The sequence below is a fragment of the Bradyrhizobium sp. IAR9 genome (assembly GCF_013408065.1).
GTDB lineage: Bacteria > Pseudomonadota > Alphaproteobacteria > Rhizobiales > Xanthobacteraceae > Bradyrhizobium.
This window is the reverse complement of the sequence record NZ_JACBZW010000021.1, coordinates 96378-118983: the sequence shown is the minus strand read 5'-3', so window position 1 is coordinate 118983 and position 22606 is coordinate 96378. Positions and strand designations below refer to the sequence as shown.

The following is a 22606-nucleotide window of genomic DNA, read 5'->3' as shown; positions in this document are numbered from 1 at the left end:
CGGCCGAGTATCGCGCTTCTCGAAAGGGGCGGAACGGACATGCAATCTGCGGGGAGCGGCTGGGGCAACGGCCTGCTCGGCGTCATCATCTTCAGCGGCTCGCTGCCGGCGACGCGCGTCGCGGTCGGCGGCTTCTCCGCGCTGTTCCTGACATCGGCCCGCGCGGTCATCGCGGCGCTGATCGGTGTGGCCGTGCTCGGCGTGCTGCGGCAGGCCCGGCCGCAGCGAGCGGATTTCGCCTCCCTCACCATCGTCGCCATCGGCGTCGTGGTCGGCTTTCCGCTGCTGACGGCGCTCGCGCTCCAGCACATTACCTCGGCCCGTTCGATCGTCTTCATCGGCCTGTTGCCGCTCTCGACCGCGGTCTTCGCCGTGCTGCGCGGCGGCGAGCGGCCGCGGCCGTTGTTCTGGCTGTTCGCGGTCCTCGGCAGCGCCACGGTAGCCGGCTTCGCCTTGTCGAACGGCGGCTCGGCCTCGCTCGCCGGCGATCTCTTGATGGTGGCCGCGATCGTGCTGTGCGGCCTCGGCTATGCCGAAGGCGCCGCATTGTCGCGCCGGCTCGGCGGCTGGCAGGTGATCTCCTGGGCGCTCCTGCTCGCGCTGCCGCTGATGGTGCCGGTCGCGGTTCTGACCTGGCCGGCGAATTGGAACGGCGTCAGCGTGCCCGCCTGGATCGGGCTCGCTTACGTCTCGATCTTCAGCATGTTCGTCGGCTTCATCTTCTGGTACCGCGGCCTTGCGATCGGCGGCATCGCGCGTGTCGGCCAGTTGCAGCAGCTCCAGCCGTTCTTCGGTCTCGCGCTCGCCGGCCTGCTGCTGCACGAGCCCGTCGCCTGGAGCATGATCGTCGCGACCGTCCTCGTGGTCGCCTGCGTGTTCTTCGCGCGCCGGTTTGCGTGAGGCTTGTGCCTCACGCCTGCCCCATCACCGTCTTCGTCAGCGCGCCCTTTGCAAACTTCTTCAGCGGCATCGGCTTGCCGAACAGGAAGCCCTGCACGAGATCGAAGCCGAGCTCGTTGGCGGCGACGAGGTCGGCGCGGCTTTCGACCCCCTGGGCCACGCTGCGTGCGCCAAAGCCCTGCGCGAGCTCGACGATGTGACGGCACACCGTGCGCTTCAACCGGTCACTGCCGCTGCCGGTGACGAATTGCCGGTCGGCCTTCAGCTTGACGAAGGGAACTTTGTCCCGCTCCATCAGCGCCGGCCAGTTGGCGCCGAGATTGTCGATCGACAGGCCGATATTGTGCAGCCCGACCTCGCGCGCGACCTCGGTCAGGTGATCGAGATCGCGGATCGCCTCCTCGCTGTCGATCTCGACCGTCAGCCCGCCGAAGGCCGGATGCGTCGGCACGCGACGGCAGAGATCGCGCACCGCCTGCGGCTCCTTCAGATAGGACGCGGGCAGGTTGATCGAGAGATCGACCGGGGTCTGCTGCTCCAGCAGATAATGCCAGTCCCGTATCGCGCGCTCGATCACGAATTCGGAGAGGTCGCGCAGATGCGGATCGCGCTCTTCGGGAATGAAGTAGGCCGGCGGCACCACGCCCCAGGTCGGATGCCGCATCCGCACCAGCGCCTCGGCACCGCAGCGGATCAGCGTGCGCGCGTCGATCTTGGGCTGGTACCAGAGCTCGAGCCAGCCGGCATGCAGGGCCTCGCCGACATGCACGGCGGGACTGGGCGCCGGCTCTTCCGGCAGCAGCATGGCGATGCGCTCGCGCAGCGTTTCCGCCGCAAAGGGCGTGGTCAGCGGCGGCAGCATGGCAAGGCCATATTCCTCGCCGACCTGCCGCACGGCCTTGACGATGATCGACTCGCGGGCGCCGACGGCGAGAACCTTGCCGGCAAATGCCTCGCGCACCAGTATTTCGAGGAATCTCCCCGGCTCGATGCCGTCGGCGGCGACGCCGAGCAGGATCAGGTCCGGCAATTCGGTGGCGAGCACGGTTTGCAGCTCGTCCGAGCTGGCGCATTCGCTGGTGACGAAGCCGAGATCCTCCAGCACCTCGCTGAGGAAGGCGCGCAGATGCCGCTTGCTATCGGCCACGCAGGCGCGCGGCGTTACCTTTCGTCGTCCGAAGGTCACAGGCCTTCGTCCGACGAGTTCAACCATCCCATCGTTCATCAACACCACTCCCGTTCCGTGACGGTTTCTTAAACGGTGAGCGTGGGTTCAAATAAGGAGAGCTTCACATCGTTCTTGAATTATTTGAGTAACGTTAAACCCTGCAATTCGAGCTAATTTGTCGACAGACTCTTCGCAAAGAGTTCGCATACCCGAGCACCACGCGCACAACGACTGTCAGCGCACGCGAAATGTCTCTCGCGCGATGAAAGCTGCGTCCCGCTTGCCGGTGGATGAAGATGAGCGATGCAGATGTGTGCCCTTTCGAAGCAACGACGCGGCCAGCGCAGATTAATTTCCGGCGTTTCTTCGGGGTGTGCGCCCGCTCGTGCGCGACGAAGACGGTGAACAGGAGCACGTCGTCGGCGGTGGGCGGCCCCGCATTGCGGCGGTTGCTCTCCCGATCGCTTTGCGGTGCATCGGGAGCGAGCGACGGCGACGGTCGCAGGATTGGCCTTCGCGCGATGCGCGCAAGTATCGCCTTCGCTCGTGACGGTTCTGCGACACCGCGTCCGGGCCCAGGGCTGCAAATGTGAAGTGCATCACACGCGCATTGCTGCACCTGCGCTATTGCTCGGCACAGCCGGTGGTGGGCTGTCGAGGATTACGACAATGACGATGCGGCGAATGATGTATTGGTGGTTCAGGGTCGTGATGTCAGGGCGATTTCTCGATCGCTTCCTGTGCCTGCCGCGCGCGCAATGAGCATGAACCGGAAAAGTGTGCAGCGGTTCGCGCGATATCAGGTCTGCCCGATCAATTTGCGAAACGCCGCCGCGCCGTCCTGCACCACGTCGCGGCCCTTCCAGGCCAGATAGGTCAGCTTGCCGCCGAGCGTGTCGTGGCTGCGCAGCCGGCGCGAGCCGAGGATGTGGCCGACATTGGACGGGAAGCGGCTCACCTCGGCGGACACCAGCGCCGCGATCGCATCCATCAATTGCTGGAGCCGAATTCCCCATTCGCAACTTTCGATGCCGTCGATGCGCACCTTGAGTGCATATTCGGTATCGTAGATCTCGGCGAGCAGGTCGCGGGCGACCAGCACCCGGTTGTGCCGGAGCGCGATCCGAAGTGCGAGGCGCTTGTCGTCGAGCCGGTCGAGCACCATGGGAATGACGCAGGCATAGGGCGTCGCGGCGACATCGGTGACGCTCTTGCTCGCAGCGGCCTTGGTCGCGAGACGCGCCAATTGCCAGGGCATCGTCAGGCGCCTCGCCACCAGCGCGAGCGCGAAAGGCAGCGCATCGGGATGAGCCTTCTTGAAGGCGTCGAGCTGCGCGGTGATCTGGGCAACCCGTCCGTCGTCGAATTTCGCGATCTTCTCAGGCAGCTTTTCGTTGAATTTCGGCAGCGCATTGCCCGCGCGCAGCACGTGCTGCATCTTCCTGACGTCGTCGAAGGCGGTGCGTGAGGCCGTGTATTGCGCGAGCTTGCCGCGCGCGAATTCGGTGCTCTCCACTGATGCGAAGGTGCTCTCGAGCACCTTGACGACCTTGGTCTGGAAGGTCGCGGCGACCTTCAGGACTTCCTTCGGGTTGTTGGCTGCGACCTGGTCGTTGATCGCCTTGATGTAGTCGCGTGCCATGGTCGGCAGCAGGTCGCGGCAGATCCACTCCCAGATCGGGGTGAGGGTGTTGCGCGAGATCCGCCCCATATTGGCGTGCTCGGGCGCGCCATCGATCAGGAGCAGTTCGAGCGGCGCGAAGAAATAGCGCGACGGGCTGGTGGCGCGCGCCTGGGTCGATCCGTCCTTGCGAAACTCGGCGCGCAAGCGCGACTGTATGTCGAACGAGCCGGGCATGTCGATGCCGCACAGCTCGAGCCGTTCGAGTTCGCTGAGCAGACAGCTGCGCGACAGCGGCGTCAGCCTCTGCAGGAATTCCGACAGCCGATCGATCTCGTTCATGGCACGCAATCTTTCGCAGCGTTTCCCGCGGGCGTGCGGGCCCAATGCGTGGAGGCATTTGCGCGCTCTCAACTTCCCCTAAGAGAAGCAAGTCGCCGTTAATTAATCCGTAAAAACCGGGGGGAGGCGTCGGGGCGAAGGCTGCGGTTAAGGACGATTTCGCCTGTCTGCCCAAGTTTCTGGCGAAAAACTCAACCCCAGCGTGGGCGCGCGCCGCCAAACGCAAGCACAAATTGTGCCGGCGTCACCACTTTAACGCAAAACCGACAAAATCACCGTAGTCTTACGGAGCAAAAAGTTAACCACAGACCGCCCCCGGTTCCGCTAAACGAGTGACATGGGGTCACAGAATGATACGGCCACCGATTCGCGGCCGTCGGAATGGTACGAAAGCAGCGCTGCTCCAACTGAAGAGCTCGATTTCGTCCGCCTGAGTGCCGCCCGGGCCAAAGCCGCCGACGAAATGGCCGCTGCCATCGCCCGCGAGCTCAACGGCCCCCTGACTGCCCTGCTGCTCTACATGGGCGAGATCAAGCATCACAGCGATCAACTCGCGCCCGTGACCGGCGACCGCGCCTATTTGCAGCGGGTGATCGAGAACGCGCTGGCACAAACCGAGCGGGTTTGCGGTGTGGTCAAGCAGCTTGCCGGTCCTCACAAGGGTGGCTTGTCGATCCCGTCCAGCGTCGAGGACGCGGAATCGAAGGCCGTCCGCGCCCAGCAGGCCCAGCGCGTGCCGAGCGCCGAGCTCCTCAGCCTGTCGGGTCAGAAGCGGCTGACCAAGCGCGAGCGTGAGGTGCTGAGCCTGATCAGCGAAGGTTATTCGAACAAGCAGGGCGCGCTTCGGATGCAGATCAGCCCGCGCACGTTCGAGAGCCATCGCGCCGAAGCGATGCGCAAGCTCGGTGCGCGCAACACCGCGGATCTCGTCCGCGCGGCGCTGCTGCACTCGATCGACTGAGGCTGGTGTGTTGCATCGCCGGCAGGCGGTGCGGACAAGACCCCGAGAGATCTCCCGGGACGTCTTAAAAACCCGATCGCGCTCAGAAATAGTCTTCGGCGAAGGGACGCGCGCGCGAGATCGGACGCAACGGCTTGATCTCTTCCTTCGGCCCGTTCGGGATGATCGTGATGGTCCAGCGGGGCGGCATGCTCGATTCATGCTCCAGCACCGAACGCACGAAGCCGGTCACCGTGGACTCGCCAGCCTTCACCGTTGCCATGCGGCCGTTGAACTGTGCGATACGGAAGCGGCGAACCTCTTTCTGGTCCGCGGTCTCGTAGGTGAACATGGAAACCCTCCTGGTTTCCGGCGACTATCGCCACCTATGATTAGCCATCTCTAAAAATCCCAAGCCGTAGAAGTACGGCGGGAATGCACACGCGAGTGGTTAGCCCTGCGGCTCCTGCGCGCGCGCGGCGGCATAGGCGGCGTCCATCAGGTCCAGGAGATCGCGGAATTCGCCATCGCCCAGCCTCTCCGCGGACTTCTCCAGTCGCAGCGCCAGCGCCGCGAGCCTGGCATAGCCGAACGTTCCGGCTGCGCTATTCAGCGAATGCGCTTCGCGCGCGATCCTGGCATGGTGCTGCGCCAGCGAGAGCGTGCGAAATAATTGCAGGCGCGCACCGGTCTCGCTCCAGAATACATCGCGCACTTCGCAGGCACCGTCCTCGCCGATCTCTCGCACCAGCGCTTCGTAAGCGTGCGGCTCGCGCGCAGGCTCGGCATCGAGCGCCTTCTGCGCGGGCGCGACGGTGACTTCAAACATGGGCCTGCTGCCTTGATCACGGGTCATTGGTCGCGCGGCACGTCCGGGCGCGAGGGCGGCCCCATGTCTACGGCATTCGAATTTCAGTTCCGGTAGCAGGACACAAGGTGTTTGCAGGCCGACATTAGCCGGCAGTTTACCATGCGCGTGCGGCCCTCAGCCCGCGCCGAGCAGCCGGTCGTACTGGGCCTTCACGGTGGCGTAGCATTCGCACGCCGTCTGGCGCAGGCCGTCGAGGTTGGTGATCTGGATGTGCCCGCGGCTGTAATGGATGAAATTGGCCTGTTGCAGGGTGTTGGCGACCAGCGACACGCTGTTGCGCCGCGCCCCGATCATCTGCGCCATGGCCTCCTGGGTCAGCAGCAGCCGGTAGTCGCCCGAGAGGTCATGCGTGTGCAACAGGCAGCGCGACAGCCGCGACTCCACGGGATGGGCGGCATTGCAGCCTGCCGTCTGCTGGACCTGGGCGTAGACCGCCAGCCCGTGGCGCGCCAGCAACGTGCGCAGGGTGCTGCTCTGGTCGGCGGCGATCCGCAGCCGGTCGAGATCCATCACCGACGCGACGCCCGGAACCAGCACGATGGCGGTGTTCAGCGCGCACGCATCGCCCATGGTCGAGAGCGTCCCGAGCAGGCTGTCGCGCCCAATCATGGCGACTTGCACATGCTCGCCCTTGGCGAGCTTCACAACCAGCGAGATGACGCCGCGGTGGGGAAAATACGCGCGCTTCAGCGCCTCGCCGGTCTCGACCAGCACCGCGTCATGGGGCAGATCGACTGTTCGCAGGTGCGGGCGGATCGATTCATAGTCGTCTGCCGACAGTGCAGACAGGAAACCGTTGGCTGAACGCACCATCGTTTCCAAAAGCTGCCTCCCGTTCCCGCGCCATCGAATCGCGATGGACGAAATCACGCCCAGCGCGCGTAAGTTCCATCATGTTCACGTCGGGATATATTGGCAATTGGGACAAGTTGTCCCGACCATGGCAGCGGTCCTGCCACGCTGCGTGCGCCGGCATACAGTTGATTGCGCCGAGCTGTCGTCACGGCACGGTTCCCACCAGGCGGAGGTGGTGTGCTTTCACTGCCGAATAGCAGTCGCAGCACGTCTTCTCCAGTGCCCGTAGATCGAGGATTTCGATCTGGCCACGGCTGTAGTGGATGATGCCGGCCCGCTGCAGCGCATGCGCGACCAGCGAGACGGCATTGCGCCGTACGCCCAACATCTGCGCCAGCGCCTCCTGGGTCAGCGGCAGGATTTCACTGTCCGAGAGATCACGGGCGCGCAGCAGCCAGCGCGCGAGCCGCGCCTCGACCGGGTGCAGCGTATTGCAGAGCAGCGACTGCTGCGCATGCGCGAGCAAGGCCTGCTCATGGCGGACCATCAACTGGCGAAACGGCGCGCTCGCGGCAGCGACCGTACGGAAAGCTGCGATTTCAAGCACGGAAGCAGTCCCTGGGAACAAGACGACCGCGTCTGTCAGCGCGATGCCGCCGGCAAGCGCAGCGCCGCCACCGACGACACTGTCGCGGCCCAGCATCGCCACCTCGATCATCTGTCCTTCAGACAGGCCCACCGTGATCGAAACGGATCCACCATGCGGGAAGTAGACATATCTCAGCGCAGCACCCGCCTCGCACAAGACAGATTTCCTGACCATTTCGACTGTCGCGAGATGCGGGCGCAGCAGATCGAGATCTGCCGCGTCGAGCATTTGCAGCAATTGGTTGGACGGGCGGCCGCTCGCAATCATCGAAGGTCAATCCGGCGTGTTCGATGTACGATCGGTGTAAAGCCCGCTCGTCATCCAGTTGCGCGGCGACAAAAACATATTGTAAAGGTTGTGGCGCTGTCCATATACCCGTTAGAGGGCAGACAGGCTGCGGCATTTGCGACGGAAATAAGAATGGCGCGCTGATTCGCTTACGAGCCGGTGCGCCGGTCCTGCAGGGGTTGCGCAGGAAAAAGCTGCAAGGGGGGCTGTCATGGGCCGGAAGCATTGCATCCGCGCTGCGATCAGACGTCGGTCGACCCGCGCAGTGTCGTCCGTTGGACCAGCATTTACAGCCATCCACTATTGCGATGAAGCCTGGCGTCGCGTGGCCGCAGATTTCGCGTCCATCTTCCCCGTGCCGCCAACGGCATTCGCGACCATCCATTTTTCGACTGAAAGCAAAGGAGAACGGCGTGCCCCACGGTTCAATTATTGAATCGCCAAAACGGGAAACTCAAATGGGGACAGAAGGTCTGCGCCATATTCTCGTTGTCGACGACGACCCGATGGTCTGCATGGCCATCGAGGTCTATCTCCAGCGTAACAATTTTCGAGTCACGATTGCCGAAGGAGGTGAAGCCGGACTTCGTGCGCTCGAACACCAGCAATTCGATCTGATGATCATCGATATCTTCATGCCGCACATGCGCGGGTTCGAATCGATCCGGATCTTCCATGAGCGGGCGCCGGTCATTCCGCTGATCGCGATGTCCGGCTACGCCTTTGCAAATCTGAATTCGCCTGCACCCGATTTCCTCCGGATGGCACTCGAGCTCGGCGCCTCACGCTGTCTGCGCAAGCCGTTCACGCCGCATGCGCTGCTCGCTGCCATCAACGATTGTCTGGCGGATCATCGTCCCGACGGCGACATCGCCTCGGCCGCGCGATTGGGTTAGCGCGGCGCGGGCCGCTATGGCCACAGGTAACCGTTCGTTTACCGCGTCTGCGGACTACGCAGATCGCGCCGCCGACGCGAACCGAGGGGCGCAACTGCGCCTCCGGTTGCCGGCGGCGCTGTTCGATGCCCCGCAGGCGGCCCCTATCGTCCTTCAAGAGCGGGATTTTCCGGCGCGCCTCGCCCGCTGTTATCGGCCCGTTTACCTCACGCGTCCCCGCCGTTGCGGCGCGGAGTCGCTTTTGCCGAATAGCGCAGCCGCATGCGGGCGAACCGCAAACTTCTCTTCAATATCCGTATTAGGACGGAGGATGAAATTAACGGGACTGTGAAAAGGGATGTCTAACGATCCAGAATAGAGACTTCCGTCCATGCCAAAAAGCGGCGCAGGCGCCGAAGTCCAGGGTCAGGTCAGTAAGGCGTAGCTCATGGATGATCTGTTGCGGGAGTTTTTGACGGAGACCAGCGAGAGCTTGGACACCGTCGACAACCAGTTGGTGAAGTTCGAGCAGGAGCCGAACAACGCCAAGATCCTGGATAACATCTTCCGCCTGGTCCACACCATCAAGGGCACCTGCGGTTTCCTCGGATTGCCGCGGCTTGAAGCGCTGGCCCATGCCGGCGAGACGTTGATGGGCAAATTCCGTGACGGCATGCCGGTGACCGGGCAGGCGGTGACGGTGATCCTGTCCTCGATCGACCGCATCAAGGAAATTTTGGCCGGCCTGGAAGCCACCGAAGCCGAGCCGGAGGGGAACGACCGCGATCTCATCGACAAGCTGGAAGCGATGGTCGAGCAGGGCATGGCGGCAATGGCTGCGGGCGCTGCCGCAGCTCCGGTTGCCGAAGCTCCGCCGCTGGTGCCGGAAGCCCCGGTTGCCGCTGCTGCGCCGGCAAACATGACCACGGGTTCGCTGATCGAGCAGACCCTGGAGCGCCCGCTGCGTCCGGGCGAAGTCTCGCTCGACGAGCTCGAGCGCGCCTTCCGCGAGACCGCGATCGAAGCGCCGGCGCCCGCGCCCGTTGCCAAGGCTGAAGCCAAGGCCGAGCCCGCGCCGGCCGCTGAAGCGCCCGCACCCGCCGCCAAGGAAGCAAAGCCCGCCAGGGAGAAGGCCGCGCCGAAGAAGTCGATGGCCGACGAGGGCGCCGGCGAAGGCGACCGCATCGCCAACCAGTCGATCCGCGTCAACGTGGATACGCTGGAGCATCTGATGACCATGGTCTCCGAGCTGGTGCTGACCCGCAACCAGCTGCTGGAGATCTCCCGCCGCAACGAGGACACCGAGTTCAAGGTGCCGTTGCAGCGGCTGTCCAACGTCACCGCCGAGCTGCAGGAAGGCGTCATGAAGACGCGCATGCAGCCGATCGGCAATGCCTGGCAGAAGCTGCCCCGCATCGTCCGCGACCTCTCGAGCGAACTCGGCAAGCAGATCGAACTCGAGATGCACGGCGCCGACACCGAGCTCGACCGCCAGGTGCTCGATCTGATCAAGGACCCGCTCACCCACATGGTGCGCAACTCCGCCGATCATGGCCTTGAGACCCCCGCCGAGCGCCTCGCCTCCGGCAAGGGCGAGCAGGGCACCATCCGCCTGTCCGCCTATCACGAGGGCGGCCACATCATCATCTGCATCGCCGACAACGGCCGTGGCCTCAACACCGAGAAGATCAAGGCCAAGGCGATCTCGAGCGGCCTCGTCACCGAGGCCGAGCTCGAGAAGATGAGCGAAGCCCAGATCCACAAGTTCATCTTCGCGCCGGGCTTCTCCACCGCAGCGGCCATCACCTCGGTCTCGGGCCGCGGCGTCGGCATGGACGTGGTGCGCACCAATATCGACCAGATCGGCGGCACCATCGACATCAAGTCGGTGGCCGGCGAGGGCTCGAGCGTCACCATCAAGATCCCGCTGACCCTGGCGATCGTCTCCGCCCTGATCGTGGAGGCCGCCGGCGACCGCTTTGCGATCCCGCAGCTCTCGGTGGTCGAGCTCGTGCGGGCCCGCGCCAATTCAGAGCACCGCATCGAGCGCATCAAGGACACCGCGGTCCTTCGTCTGCGCAACAAGCTGCTGCCGCTGATCCATCTGAAGAAGCTGCTCAAGATCGACGACGGCGCCGCCTCGGATCCCGAGAACGGCTTCATCGTGGTGACGCAAGTCGGCAGCCAGACCTTTGGCATCGTCGTCGACGGCGTGTTCCACACCGAAGAAATCGTGGTCAAGCCGATGTCGACCAAGCTGCGTCACATCGACATGTTCTCCGGCAACACCATTCTGGGCGATGGCGCGGTGATCATGATCATCGACCCCAACGGCATTGCCAAGGCGCTCGGCGCCGCCGGCTCCTCGGCCCATGACATGGGCGACGAGAACGGCGCACATCACATCGGCTCGGGCGAGCAGACCACCTCGCTCCTCGTCTTCCGCGCCGGCTCGTCGCAGCCCAAGGCGGTCCCGCTTGGCCTCGTCACCCGCCTGGAAGAGCTGCCCGCCGACAAGATCGAGTTCAGCAACGGCCGCTACATGGTGCAGTACCGCGAGCAGCTGATGCCGCTCGTTGCCATGGAAGGCGTCACCATCGCGAGCCAGGGCGCCCAGCCGATCCTGGTGTTCGCCGATGACGGCCGCTCCATGGGCCTCGTCGTCGACGAGATCATCGACATCGTCGAGGAACGGCTCAACATCGAGGTCGGCGGCTCCGCCTCCGGCATCCTCGGCTCGGCCGTGATCAAGGGCCAGGCCACCGAGGTGATCGACGTCGGCCACTTCCTCCCGATGGCGTTCGCCGACTGGTTCACCCGCAAGGAGATGAAGCCGTCGATGCACTCGCAGTCGGTGCTGCTGGTCGACGACTCCGCGTTCTTCCGCAACATGCTGGCGCCGGTGCTGAAAGCCGCCGGCTACCGCGTCCGCACCGCGCCGACCGCGCAGGAGGGCTTGGCTGCGCTCCGGGCCCAGAGCTTCGACGTGGTGCTGACCGACATCGAGATGCCCGACATGAACGGGTTCGAGTTCGCGGAAGTTATCCGCTCGGACAACAATCTCGGCTCGATGCCGATCATCGGCCTGTCCGCGCTGGTGTCGCCGGCGGCGATCGAGCGGGGCCGTCAGGCCGGCTTCCACGACTATGTCGCCAAGTTCGACCGTCCCGGTCTGATCGCGGCGCTGAAGGAGCAGACCGCGGGCGCCGCCGGCGCCTCCGAGCTGAACCGGGCGGCGGCCTAAGGGACGGGACCAGGAGATACGCTTATGACCAGCAAGAAGACCCAGTCCAGCGAAGGCGCCATGGTCGAATACGTCACCGCGATGATCGGCGGCCAGCTGTTCGGGCTGCCGATCTCCCGCGTCCAGGACGTGTTCATGCCCGAACGCGTCACCCGCGTGCCCTTGTCCTCGCGCGAGATCGCGGGCGTGCTGAACTTGCGCGGCCGCATCGTCACCGTGGTCGACATGCGCGCCCGGCTCGGCCTGCCGCAGCCCGAGGACGGCAAGGTGCCGATGGCGGTCGGCGTCGACCTCCGCGGGGAATCCTATGGCCTGCTGATCGACCAGATCGGCGAGGTGCTGCGCCTGCCCGAAGCCGGCATGGAAGAAAATCCCGTCAACCTCGACCCCCGCATGGCCAAGCTCGCCGGCGGCGTCCACCGCCTCGAGGGCCAGCTCATGGTCGTCCTCGACGTCGATCGCGTCCTCGAGCTCGAAACCAAAGTGCAGATGGCTGCGTGAGCCAACGAAACATCGAAGCCGGAGAACCAAAATGAAGACCTGCTTGGTGGTTGATGATTCCAGCGTGGTGCGCAAGATCGCCCGCCGGATCCTGGAAGGCCTGGAATTCGAAGTTACCGAGGCCGAGGACGGCTCGAAGGCGCTCGAGATCTGTCAGCGGCAGCTGCCCGATGCGGTGCTGCTCGACTGGAACATGCCCGTGATGGACGGCTTCGAATTCATGGGCCACATGCGCCGCCTGCCCGGCGGCGACCAGCCCAAGGTGGTGTTCTGCACCACCGAGAACAATGTGGCGCATATCGCCCAGGCGCTCAGCGGCGGCGCCAACGAGTACATCATGAAGCCTTTCGACAAAGACATCATCGCCGACAAGTTCGCTGAAGTTGGTTTGATCCCGGTCGGACAAGCCATGGTCTGAGTGTGTCTGGCCCGCGTATTCAGGCCAGAGTGTTCCAGTACAAGCTTCGAAGAGGCCATCCGTGACCCCGACCGAGTATGAGTATCTGCGTAAGTTCCTAAAGGAAAATTCCGGTCTCGATCTTTCCGCAGACAAGCAATATCTGATCGAAAGCCGCCTGCTGCCGCTGGCCCGCAAGGCCGGACTCTCCGGCATCGGCGAGCTCGTGCAGAAGCTGCAAGGCGGCGCGCGCACGGTGATCACCGACGTGGTCGAAGCCATGACCACCAACGAGACCTTCTTCTTCCGCGACAAGGTCCCGTTCGATCATTTCCGCGACACCATCATGCCCGAGATTATCAAGGCGCGGGCCGCCCGCCGCAGCATACGGATCTGGTGCGCCGCCGGCTCGACCGGGCAGGAGCCCTATTCGCTGGCGATGTGCCTGAAGGAGATGAGCGCGGCTCTCACCGGCTGGCGCATCGAGATCATCGCGACCGACCTGTCGCAGGAGGTGCTGGAGAAGGCCAAGGCCGGAATCTACAGCCAGTTCGAGGTGCAGCGCGGCCTGCCGATCCAGATGCTGATGAAATATTTCAAGCAGACCGGCGAGACCTGGCAGGTCAATCCCGAATTGCGGGCGATGATCCAGCACCGGCAGCTCAACCTCCTGCACGATTTCGCGCAGCTCGGCACCTTCGACGTGATCTTCTGCCGCAACGTGCTGATCTATTTCGATCAGGACACCAAGATCAACATCTTCAACCGGCTGGCCCGCCAGATCGAGCCCGACGGCTTCCTGGTGCTGGGCGCGGCCGAAACCGTGGTCGGCCTGACCGATACGTTCCGGCCGATTCCGGAGCGGCGCGGCCTCTACAAGCCGAACGATCCGCGTGCCGCAGCCGTCAAGCCGGCTCTCGCCGGCGCGGCGCCGCGCCTGGCGGCCATGGCAGGACGATAGACATGGCCGAGGATGGCAAGGGTACGGAACGCGTGACTTTCAGTCGCGGCTACGATGTCTGCATCATGGCCATCGACGGCACCTGGCGCCGCGACTGCAAGCTCAACGCGATCTCCGACACCGACGCCATCCTCACGGTGGAAGGCTCGATCCAGGGGTTGAACCTGAAAGAGTTCTTCCTGCTGTTGTCGTCCACGGGCCTCGCCTACCGCCGCTGCGAGCTGGTCCGCGTCAACGGCGCCGAGATGGACATTCAGTTCCTGCGCGGCAAGAACAGGAAGAAGCGCGGCGCGGCCGGCGGCCGCGACGAAGCGGCGTGATCCGCCCGCATCCGTCGCCGTCTTTTCCGGTCCGTTGCTTCACATTTTCTGAAAACATCCGAATGAATTCGCGACAGGGCCTTTACGTGGCCTAAGCGCGAACCGTGTATCCACTGATGGTCCCAATCTCAGGATACTGAAATGCCCAGAAGTTCTCTTTCCCCCATCTCCTCAAACCTGCCCGACGGCGCCGAGCGGCGTGCGCTTCAGCTCCTGGTGGTCGATGACGACGCCACGCAGCGCAGCCTGATCACGGTCGCCGCCAAGCAGGCCGGCCACGAAGTCACCGTGGCGCCTTCAGTGGCGGATGCGATCGAGAAGCTCCGCGCCGCGCGCTTCGACTGCGTGACGCTTGATCTCGTGCTGGAGGATGGCGACGGCATCGACGTGCTGCGCGAGATGGCGGCAGCGAAATTCGGTGGCGCCGTGATCGTCATCAGCGGCATGGACGGCAAGCGCCGCAGTGCCGCCCGCAGCTTCGCCCGGTCCGTGGGGATCGAGCTCCAGAGCCTGCCGAAGCCGCTCGACCTCGCGGCCTTGCGCATCAGCCTCGCCAATCTCGGCAAGACCGCGATGGGCCTTCCGGCGATCCATACCTGGGGTGGTGTCGCCACCGACGCGATCGTGGAACGACACCGCGCCTAGGACTTGCGGAGCTGCCATGCGATGGATGCGGCCGGCGTGCCGCTGATCGCGCTCTATGCCGGGGTGCCGGTTTCCGACAGACATTGCAGGGCGTGGCCGAGGCCCGCCCGGCAGGCGTTGAGAGCGGCGCTCGCCGTCGCATAGCGCGGCGTGACGTCGTCGAGCACGAAAATGTCGGCGGAACCGGCCCGATCGCCGTTATCGTCGTGCGCCAGACCCATTTCCAGCAGGCCAGCTTCCATCATGGCTGCGTCGATCAGGCGCATGCTGCTCTCGATCCGTGTGATCAGGGCGCGAAGATCGGCAGCGATCAACTGACGGCTGTCAGTTTCAGGCATCGCGATGAGCGGGGGTGTGCCAACGAAATTTAGCATGGATATTCTCCGTACCCCGCAATTAGGCACCCTGCCGCTACTTGTGCGTTAAGTCCATGTCCCGTACAAATACGGGTGGGCCGAATCCGCGCCGAACGCCATAACGGTTTGGCGCGGACGCGAGTCCTTCATGCCAACTGGATGTGGCACATGGCCGAACAAAGCTCTCGCGGTGAAATCTTCGTGGTCGACGACGACCCTGCCGTTCGCGACACCCTGTCGATGGTGTTGAAGGCGGCGGGCTATGAGGTGATCTGTTTTGCGGACGGCGCAGCGCTGCTCTCCGTCGCGCGAAACCGCACACCGGCTGCGATCCTGCTCGACGTGAACATTCCCGGAAAGTCGGGCCTCGACATCCTGAAGGAGCTGCACGGCGAGGATTATCCGGCGCCGATCTTCATGATCTCTGGGCAGGGCGACATCGCGATGGCGGTGGGCGCGATCAAGAGCGGCGCGCTCGACTTCATCGAGAAGCCGTTCCGCGGCAGCGAGATCGTCGGCCGGCTCGACGAGGCGATCGGCGCCTATGCGCGCAGGCAGGCGGAGAACGCCTCGCCGAAATTCGGCTCGCTGCACTTCCCCGGGCGCGAGCCGCTGACGCGCAGGGAGCGCGAGGTGCTCGAGCAGTTCGCCTCCGGTGCGTCCAACAAGGAAGCCGGCCGCACCCTCGGCATCAGCCCGCGCACCATCGAGGATCACCGCGCCAACATCATGAAAAAGCTCGGCGCGCGCAACGCCGCCGATCTGATCCGCATCGTGATGACCGCGGCCCAGCGCGCGTCGTAGGCGGCTGGTTCTCTCTTCGTGCCCCGGACGCAGCGCGTCACGCAGTGATGCGCTGCAGAGCCGGGGCCCATCTCTCCAAACTCACCGCTGACAGTTCTGGGTTCCGGCTCTGCGGTGCAGCGCCAGGGCGCTACGCCTTGTCCGGGACACGGAGCTGCGCCTCAAGCGCTCAACGCCTTGCGGATGATCCGCGCGAGATCCGATTTGCGATAAGGCTTGGCCAGCAGCAGAACGCCGGAATCCAGCCGGCCGTGATGGATGATCGCGTTCTCGGTATAGCCCGACGTGTAGACCACCCTGAGATCGGGGCGTGTTTTCATCAGTTCGTCGGCGAGCTGCCGTCCGTTCATCTTGCCGGGCATGATGACGTCGGTGAACAGCAGGTCGAACGGCTTGCCGGCGGCAACAATCGCCAGCGCCTCGGCCGCATTCGCGGCCTGCAAGGTGACGTAACCCAGCGCATGCAGCTGCGCCAGCACGTAGTCGCGCACCAGCCGGTCGTCCTCGACCACCAGGATCGTCTCGTGTCCGCCCTCGATCGTCGCCGGCGTCACGCCCTCGCCGACCGCTGTCGGCGTCGTGCCGGGTGGCAGGTACATCTTGATCGTGGTGCCGTGGCCTTCCTCGCTGTAGATCTTGATGTGGCCTGCGGACTGCTTGATGAAGCCGTAGACCATCGACAGCCCGAGCCCGGTGCCCTTGCCCGGTCCCTTCGAGGTGAAGAAGGGGTCGAACACCCTGGTCAGCATGTTCGCAGGGATACCGGTGCCGGTGTCGCTCACGGCGATCAGCACGTAATGGCCGGGACGGACGTCGTTGCCGCTGGCATAGACCTCGTCGAGATAGGCGGCGCCGGTCTCCACGATCAGCTTGCCGCCGCCGGGCATGGCGTCGCGGGCATTGAGCGCGAGATTGAGGATCGCGGTGGTGAGCTGGTTGGGATCGACGATCGCGACGCAATTCTCGTCCTCGAACACCGATTCGATCTGGATCTGCTCGCCCAGCGTCGGCCGCAACAGCTTCGCGGTGTCGACGACCAGCGAGTTGATGTCGATCTCGCGCGGCTGGAGCGGCTGCTTGCGCGCGAAGGCCAGCAGGTGCTGGGTCAGATCGGCGCCGCGCGCGGCGGCCTCGTCGATCATCTTCGTGATGGCCGCAAGCTGCGGCTCCTTCTCGACGGCTTCCGCGAGGATCTCGATCGTCCCGGTGATGACGGTGAGGATGTTGTTGAAATCGTGCGCCACGCCGCCGGTGAGCTGGCCGACCGCCTCCATCTTCTCGGCATGGCGGATGCGCTCCTCGGCGGCGATCTTGTCGGTGAGGTCGCGGTAGAAGACGTTGAACAGCAGGCCTTCGCGGCGCTTCAGCGCGGTGACGCTCAGCTCGGCCTTGAATTCCTTGCCGTCGCGGCGGCGGCACATCAGCTCGCGGCGGCGGTTCAGCGTCCTGTCGCCCTCGTTCTCCAGGAAGTGCTTCAGACCGGCCCTGACCCTTTCGCGTTCGCTCTCGGCGACGATCAGGTCGATCGTGCTCTTGCCGAGCACCTCGTCGCGGCGCCAGCCGAACAGCTGCTCGGCCTGCGAGTTCCAGTTCAGGATGCTGCTGGTCTCGTCGGTCTGGATGAAGGCGTCGAGCGAGGTCTCGACGATGTTGCGGGCGAGCCGCTCGCTCTCGCGCAGCGATTCCTGCGCGAGCCGCGCTTCCGTCATGTCGCGTCCGACGAAGAAGAAGCGCTGCGCCTGCTCGGACCAGTTGCCGAGCCAGGACAGCCAGACCTCGTGCCCGTTCTTGTGGAAGCAGCGGGTGTCGCCGAGCTTGGGGCGCTCGCCGCGCCGCATCGCGCGCATGTCCTCGCGCGATTGTGCCAGATGGTCGGGATGAATGAAGTCCGCGCCGCTGCGGCCGATCATCTCGTCCGGCCGGTAGCCGAGAATGGTCTCGCTGCTCGGGCTGATCTGCGCGACATGGCCCCGCGGGTCCATGACCATGATCAGATCCTGCGAGGTGTCGAAGATCTGCCGGCGCTCTTCGAGCTGCTGCTGCAGCTGCCGCTCGGCCCGCCGCGCCTCGGTGAGGCTGTGCGCGGTCCCGGAGACGCCGATGATCTCGCCGGACGGCCCCCTGATCGGCGAGAGGCTGAGTGAGATCTCGACCGGCGTGCCGTCCTTGCGCAGGCGCACCGTCTCGAACCGCTCGATCGGCTCGCCCCGCGCGATCCGCGCCAGATAGCCCTTGCCATGCTCGCGGCGGTCGGGCGGCACGATGATCGCGGTGGATTTCCCGATCGCCTCACTCGCCGAATAGCCATAGAGCCGCTCGGCGGCCGGATTCCAGCCCGTGATGATGGCGTCGAGCGTCTGCATCACGATCGCATCGTCGGACGATTCGACGGCAGCGCTGAACAAGCGCTCCCGCGCCGCATGATGGCTTCGCGCGGCCTCGGTGCGGCGATGCTCCACGATCTCGCGTTGGAGCGCTGCCGTTTTCGCCCGCGTCTCTTCGACCATCTGGGCGAAGGCCCGCGCCAGCACGCCGGTCTCGCCGCTGGCATCGACGGGGATGTCGGCTGGCCGTCCGTTGCCGATGGCCTCCACCGCCGCGGTCAGGCGACCGATCGGACGAGTTAGCGAGCGCGCAAGCAGCACCGCGAGTAAGGCCGCGGCGAGGACAGCGAGGATACCGACCAGTAAGGACGTTCTTTGAATCGCCGCCGGTACGAGGCCGAACACCGGCGCGGGGATTGTCTCGATGATTGCGACCCATTCTTTGCCCACGAGCAGCGCCGGCGCGATCGCCGCCCCGCTCGGCCGGCCCGACCCGTCGGTCATGAGGCGCGTGGATCCCTCCAGCGTACCGGCACCAAAATACGGAAAGTCCTTGCGCCAGTCGTTGGGACGATCATGCAATGCGCCGAATTCTCGCGTGCGATCCGGATGAACGAGATAGTCGCCGCGCGAATTCACGACGTAGATTTCGCCCCCCGAGGTCGATGTCGCGCGGACGCGGTCGAGCGCCGGACGCATGTCGATATTGGCGATGATGATCCCGAACGGCTTGCCATCCGGCGTGAACAGCGGCGTTGCGACCCGCAGCGTCGGAACGTGCAGGGCGGTGGTGCCTCCCTGGCGGGTCGCGAGATCGATGGGTGAAACGTAAATCTCGCCCGGCGCCAGGCGTATCGTGTCCTCAAAGTACGTTCGTTCGCCCTTGCGCTCCAGTTCGCCGCTGGGGACGATCCGTGCCGTTCCATTCGGGCCAGAGCGGTCGACGCGGACCAGCTCGCGCTGATCGTCGTCGAGACCGATGATGCGAAACTGCCCGTAGATGGGTTTGGCCTCGATCTCGGCCGCGAGCCGCGTGGCGATACGCTCGCGCCAGGTTTGCTCCGAGACGCCGTCTGAAGGGTCAATTCCTCCGGCCACGTGAGCGCGGATCAGGCCATTGATCGCCGCGGCAGAGCGATAGCCGATCAAATCGCCGCGGGCCCCGGCAACATAGGATTCCAGATTGGCCGCGAGCAGGCGCGACTGGGCCCCGACCCGCTCCAGGACGCGCGGAATCACCGCTTGCGTGGTGTTGCGAAAGCCGAGCCATCCGACTGCGGCCACGGTGACCGCCACCAGCAGGATCATCGCGATCGCCAGCCGCGTTGCGAGGGTCAAGCGGATGTTCGCAGAGCTTCCCGGATGACCACGCCTGGTCTGGCCTGGAGCCGCGGCGCGCCCTTCATCGGTGGCCGGAGCTGACATCGGACCCCTCCGGCGCGCCTGCTTTCAGGCAGCCATCGACAGCGGCAAGCAGGGCGTCAGGCCGGAACGGCTTTTGCAGACTTGCCACCGCGCCGAGCTTGGTCGCCATCTTCAGGAAGTCCGGTTCCGCATAGGCGTCCGGCGTGATCGAGCGGCCGGAAATGACGATGATCGGAATGGCCGGAGCCAGCACCCGGATGTGACGCATTGTCTCCAGCCCGTCCATGCCGGGCATGAAGATGTCGAGAAACAGGAGGTCGAACCGGCTGGCCTCGAACAGCGCAAGTCCCTTGCGGCCATCGCCGGCGACCGTGACGTGATGACCGGCCCTCTCCAGGAGCAGCCGAATCGTGATTTGAACGGCCGGGTCGTCATCCACGATCAGGATGTTGGCCACGTCTGAATTCCTCCGGGCCGGACAGGACGTCCCCACCGGCCGCAAATCAAACCATCAAAGACGAAATTGTTGCGCGGATTCCGCCCGGCCTGCAAGCACTTCGCGAGTGCCCGGTGAATGCTCGCCCAAGGGAAGCATGATTATGCACGGTTACGTGCATAGGGGGGTCGCCAGGCTGGTGATCTGTCTAATCGGTCAAATACTCCGGATAATGGCTCCGGATCTTGTCGAGCTCGCTGAGCGTGCCCGATAGGTGCTTTCGCAGATGCTGTTGCGCGGCGTCGGGGTCGCCGGCTTCGATCGCGCGGGTGATCAGCTTGTGGTGGCGGACGATGTTCTGGGCCTTGCCGGGCGAGGGCAAGTGCAGCCGGCGCAGCCGGTCGATATGTCCGCTGCGGCTGCGCACCAGCGTCCACAGCTCCTGCTTGCCAGCGGCAGCATAAAGCTGGGCGTGAAAATCATTGTCGGCGGCGATGAAGCTCTCGAAATCGCCGGCCTTGGCGAACTGCTGCTGAAGCGCGATCACATGGTCCAGGCGGAGGACCAGGGCCTGGTCATGCTGCTCGGCGAGCAGCCGGACGATTTCGAGCTCGAGCGCCTGGCGCAGGAAATGGGCCTGCTCGGCGCGGCCGACATCGACCCGGCTGACCACGGTCGCGTGCTGCGGAAACACGTCCACGAGCCCTTCTTCCTCGAGTCGCATCAGGGCGTCGCGGATCGGCGTCGAGCTGACGCCGAATTGCGCAGCGAGATCGGTGCGCGACAGCGGCGAGCCCGGGGGCAGTTCGAGCGCGAGAATGGCGTTGCGCAGCCGCTCGAACACCTGCGGCGCGGCCTGCCGAGCCCGGTCGAGCCGCGCGCCGGGGCGGGCCGCGCGGGGCGCGGGATGGGCTGTTTCCATGGCAACGGCTCCGGCAGACTTGCCTTTGATGCACTAATGCATTAGTGCATCAGCAGATCGCTCGTCAATGGCGGCCGGAGGAAACGAACAATTATGATCAAGCAATTCCAGCGTGGCGCTGCCGCCATCGCCCTGATCGTCGCAACCGTGCTGGCGGCTTCGCCGGCGCGTGCGCAGCAGAAATCCGAGATCGCGCTGTCGCGCCAGCCCGGCATTTTCTACATGCCGAGCCACATCATGGAGAAGCTGAAGCTGATCGAGAAGCACGCAGCTTCACTCGGCCTCGCAGGCATCACCACCAAATGGATCACTTTCTCCGGCGGCGGCGCGCAGACCGATGCGCTGCTCGCGGGCGGCGTCGACATCCTCAACACCGGCACCGGCAATCTTCTATTGCTCTGGGACCGCACCCGCGGCGGGGTGAAGGGTATCGTCGCGACTTCGGCACAGCCGATGACGCTGATCAGCCGCGACGCCAACATCAAGTCGATCAAGGACTTTGGCCCGGCGGACAAGATCGCGGTGCCGACCGTCAAGGTCTCCACCCAGGCGATCGTGCTGCAGATCGCAGCCGCCGAGGCCTTTGGCGCCGACCAATGGTCGAAGCTGGATGCCAACACCGTGCAGCTCGGCCATCCCGACGCCTATGCGGCGCTGTCCAACCCGAAGCACGAGGTGCACAATCACTTCTCGATCCCGCCGTTCACCTTCCTGGAGCTGAAGAACGTGCCGGGCGCGCATATCGTGCTTTCATCGCCCGACGTGATGGGCGGGCCGCTCAGTCAGGCGCAATTCTTCACGACCACCAAGTTCGCCGAGGCCAATCCGAAGATCATCCAGGCCGTGCGCGACGCGACCAAGGAAGCGCAGGCCCTGATCCGCAGCGACACGAAACAGGCGGTCGAGATCTACAAGGAGATCACCGGCGACAAGACTTCGGTCGAGGAGCTGCTCGATCTGCTCAAGGAGCCCGGCATGATGGAGTGGAATCTCGAGCCGCAGGGCACGATGAAGTTCGCCGCGCATCTGTTCAAGACCGGCACGCTGAAGAGCCAGCCCAAGGCCTGGACGGACTATTATCTCCCCGTCGCGCACGATCTGAAGGGCAACTGATGGCGCTGCTCGACGTCAGCTCCGTGACGCTGCGCTACAAGACCTCCAGCGCAGTCGTCACCGCCACCGAGAGGGTGAGTTTCACGGTCGACAAATCCGACCGCTTCGTGCTGCTCGGTCCCTCCGGCTGCGGCAAGTCGACCCTGCTCAAGGCCGTCGGCGGCTACATGACCCCGAGCGAGGGCCGCATGACCATCGGCGATCGCGAGATCCACGGTCCCGGCGCCGACCGCATGATGATCTTCCAGGAGTTCGACCAGCTCCTGCCCTGGAAGAGCGTGCTCGCCAACGTCATGTTTCCGCTGCTGACCGCGCGAAAACTGTCGCGCAGGGACGCCGAGGCCAAGGCACGGGCCTATATCGAGAAGGTCGGCCTCACCCGCGTGGTCGATGCCTATCCGCACACGCTGTCCGGCGGCATGAAGCAGCGTGTGGCGATCGCGCGCGGCATGGCGATGGAGCCCGACATCCTCTTGATGGACGAGCCGTTCGCGGCGCTCGACGCGCTGACGCGCCGGACCTGCCAGGACGAGCTGCTCCAGCTCTGGAGCGAGACCAAATTCACCGTGCTGTTCGTGACCCATTCGATTGCGGAAGCGATTCGCATCGGCAACCGCATCCTGCTGCTGTCGCCGCATCCCGGCCGCGTCAAGGCCGAGGTGATCGACGTCGACAAGGTTTCGAACGAGGACGGCAGCGCCGGCCGGCTGGAGAAGGAGATCCACGATCTCCTGTTCGCCGGCGAAGCCACCGCGCACTGAGGAGCCTC

The 22606-nt window shown here is 64.8% G+C and carries 22 protein-coding genes; 12 read left to right on the top strand and 10 right to left on the bottom strand.

All coding sequences use genetic code 11. The features are described 5' to 3' along the window. Positions 1-39: 39 nt before the first annotated feature. Positions 40-900: a DMT family transporter gene (locus GGD67_RS36845; RefSeq protein WP_179739776.1), complete on the top strand. Its 861-nt coding sequence runs from the start codon at positions 40-42 to the stop codon at positions 898-900. A gap of 10 nt (positions 901-910) precedes the next feature. Here GGD67_RS36845 and GGD67_RS36840 read toward each other — a convergent pair whose 3' ends face one another. Beyond that, positions 911-2125 carry an EAL domain-containing protein gene (locus GGD67_RS36840; RefSeq protein ID WP_091964894.1) on the bottom strand — a complete coding sequence of 405 codons (1215 nt, stop codon included), beginning with the start codon at positions 2123-2125 and terminating at the stop codon, positions 911-913. 742 nt (positions 2126-2867) lie between these two features. Beyond that, entirely contained in the window at positions 2868-4031 is a 1164-nt protein-coding gene (locus GGD67_RS36835; RefSeq protein ID WP_179739774.1) for a hypothetical protein, read from the bottom strand. A 337-nt stretch (positions 4032-4368) separates the two neighbouring features. On the opposite strand from GGD67_RS36835, the gene GGD67_RS36830 reads away from it, so the two are divergent. Beyond that, a complete protein-coding gene (locus tag GGD67_RS36830) occupies positions 4369-4992 on the top strand; it encodes a helix-turn-helix transcriptional regulator (RefSeq protein WP_018322867.1) in 624 nt (207 codons plus the stop codon). Positions 4993-5074: 82 nt separating this feature from the next. Here the strand turns inward: GGD67_RS36830 and GGD67_RS36825 are convergent, their stop codons facing one another. The 4 genes from GGD67_RS36825 to GGD67_RS36810 all read right to left on the bottom strand — a co-directional run bounded on the left by GGD67_RS36825 (position 5075) and on the right by GGD67_RS36810 (position 7553). Next, positions 5075-5323, bottom strand: a complete 249-nt coding sequence (locus tag GGD67_RS36825; protein WP_018322868.1) for a hypothetical protein — start codon at positions 5321-5323, stop codon at positions 5075-5077. Positions 5324-5422: 99 nt separating this feature from the next. Continuing rightward, complete coding sequence (locus tag GGD67_RS36820; protein ID WP_179739772.1) at positions 5423-5800, bottom strand: Hpt domain-containing protein; 378 nt, start codon at positions 5798-5800, stop codon at positions 5423-5425. A gap of 156 nt (positions 5801-5956) precedes the next feature. Further along, the gene (locus GGD67_RS36815; protein ID WP_179739805.1) at positions 5957-6655 is read right to left on the bottom strand and encodes a Crp/Fnr family transcriptional regulator; all 699 of its coding nucleotides are present in this window, start codon (positions 6653-6655) and stop codon (positions 5957-5959) included. A gap of 187 nt (positions 6656-6842) precedes the next feature. Continuing rightward, positions 6843-7553: a Crp/Fnr family transcriptional regulator gene (locus GGD67_RS36810; protein WP_179739770.1), complete on the bottom strand. Its 711-nt coding sequence runs from the start codon at positions 7551-7553 to the stop codon at positions 6843-6845. 494 nt (positions 7554-8047) lie between these two features. On the opposite strand from GGD67_RS36810, the gene GGD67_RS36805 reads away from it, so the two are divergent. The 7 genes from GGD67_RS36805 to GGD67_RS36775 all read left to right on the top strand — a co-directional run bounded on the left by GGD67_RS36805 (position 8048) and on the right by GGD67_RS36775 (position 14517). After that, positions 8048-8470 (top strand): response regulator, encoded by a 423-nt coding sequence (locus GGD67_RS36805; protein ID WP_179739803.1) that lies wholly within the window; start codon positions 8048-8050, stop codon positions 8468-8470. Positions 8471-8897: 427 nt separating this feature from the next. Beyond that, positions 8898-11693: a hybrid sensor histidine kinase/response regulator gene (locus GGD67_RS36800; protein ID WP_179739768.1), complete on the top strand. Its 2796-nt coding sequence runs from the start codon at positions 8898-8900 to the stop codon at positions 11691-11693. A 24-nt stretch (positions 11694-11717) separates the two neighbouring features. Next, on the top strand, positions 11718-12194 hold the full coding sequence (locus tag GGD67_RS36795) for a chemotaxis protein CheW (RefSeq protein WP_179739766.1): 477 nt from the start codon (positions 11718-11720) through the stop codon (positions 12192-12194). A 31-nt stretch (positions 12195-12225) separates the two neighbouring features. Further along, positions 12226-12612: a response regulator gene (locus tag GGD67_RS36790; protein WP_018321619.1), complete on the top strand. Its 387-nt coding sequence runs from the start codon at positions 12226-12228 to the stop codon at positions 12610-12612. Between the two features lie 61 nt (positions 12613-12673). Beyond that, a complete protein-coding gene (locus GGD67_RS36785; RefSeq protein ID WP_179739764.1) occupies positions 12674-13552 on the top strand; it encodes a protein-glutamate O-methyltransferase CheR in 879 nt (292 codons plus the stop codon). Positions 13553-13554: 2 nt separating this feature from the next. Next, a complete protein-coding gene (locus tag GGD67_RS36780; protein WP_018321617.1) occupies positions 13555-13872 on the top strand; it encodes a hypothetical protein in 318 nt (105 codons plus the stop codon). Between the two features lie 141 nt (positions 13873-14013). Next, positions 14014-14517 carry a response regulator gene (locus GGD67_RS36775; protein WP_018321616.1) on the top strand — a complete coding sequence of 168 codons (504 nt, stop codon included), beginning with the start codon at positions 14014-14016 and terminating at the stop codon, positions 14515-14517. Between the two features lie 53 nt (positions 14518-14570). On the opposite strand, the gene GGD67_RS36770 is transcribed toward GGD67_RS36775, so the two are convergent. Continuing rightward, entirely contained in the window at positions 14571-14891 is a 321-nt protein-coding gene (locus GGD67_RS36770; protein WP_179739762.1) for a hypothetical protein, read from the bottom strand. Positions 14892-15041: 150 nt separating this feature from the next. Between GGD67_RS36770 and GGD67_RS36765 the strand changes: the two genes are divergently transcribed. Then, on the top strand, positions 15042-15677 hold the full coding sequence (locus GGD67_RS36765; protein ID WP_026202588.1) for a response regulator transcription factor: 636 nt from the start codon (positions 15042-15044) through the stop codon (positions 15675-15677). A 161-nt stretch (positions 15678-15838) separates the two neighbouring features. Here the strand turns inward: GGD67_RS36765 and GGD67_RS36760 are convergent, their stop codons facing one another. The 3 genes from GGD67_RS36760 to GGD67_RS36750 form a co-directional block, all read right to left on the bottom strand. Next, on the bottom strand, positions 15839-19426 hold the full coding sequence (locus GGD67_RS36760; RefSeq protein WP_179739760.1) for a PAS domain S-box protein: 3588 nt from the start codon (positions 19424-19426) through the stop codon (positions 15839-15841). Next, entirely contained in the window at positions 19404-19823 is a 420-nt protein-coding gene (locus tag GGD67_RS36755) for a response regulator (RefSeq protein WP_018321612.1), read from the bottom strand. Before GGD67_RS36755 ends, GGD67_RS36760 begins: the two co-directional genes overlap by 23 nt. 187 nt (positions 19824-20010) lie before the next feature. Further along, positions 20011-20724: a GntR family transcriptional regulator gene (locus tag GGD67_RS36750; protein WP_179739758.1), complete on the bottom strand. Its 714-nt coding sequence runs from the start codon at positions 20722-20724 to the stop codon at positions 20011-20013. Positions 20725-20817: 93 nt separating this feature from the next. Between GGD67_RS36750 and GGD67_RS36745 the strand changes: the two genes are divergently transcribed. Together GGD67_RS36745 and GGD67_RS36740 are read left to right on the top strand one after the other, a co-directional pair. Next, on the top strand, positions 20818-21837 hold the full coding sequence (locus GGD67_RS36745; protein WP_092263098.1) for an ABC transporter substrate-binding protein: 1020 nt from the start codon (positions 20818-20820) through the stop codon (positions 21835-21837). After that, the gene (locus tag GGD67_RS36740; RefSeq protein ID WP_018321609.1) at positions 21837-22598 is read left to right on the top strand and encodes an ABC transporter ATP-binding protein; all 762 of its coding nucleotides are present in this window, start codon (positions 21837-21839) and stop codon (positions 22596-22598) included. Before GGD67_RS36745 ends, GGD67_RS36740 begins: the two co-directional genes overlap by 1 nt. Positions 22599-22606 lie beyond the last annotated feature (8 nt).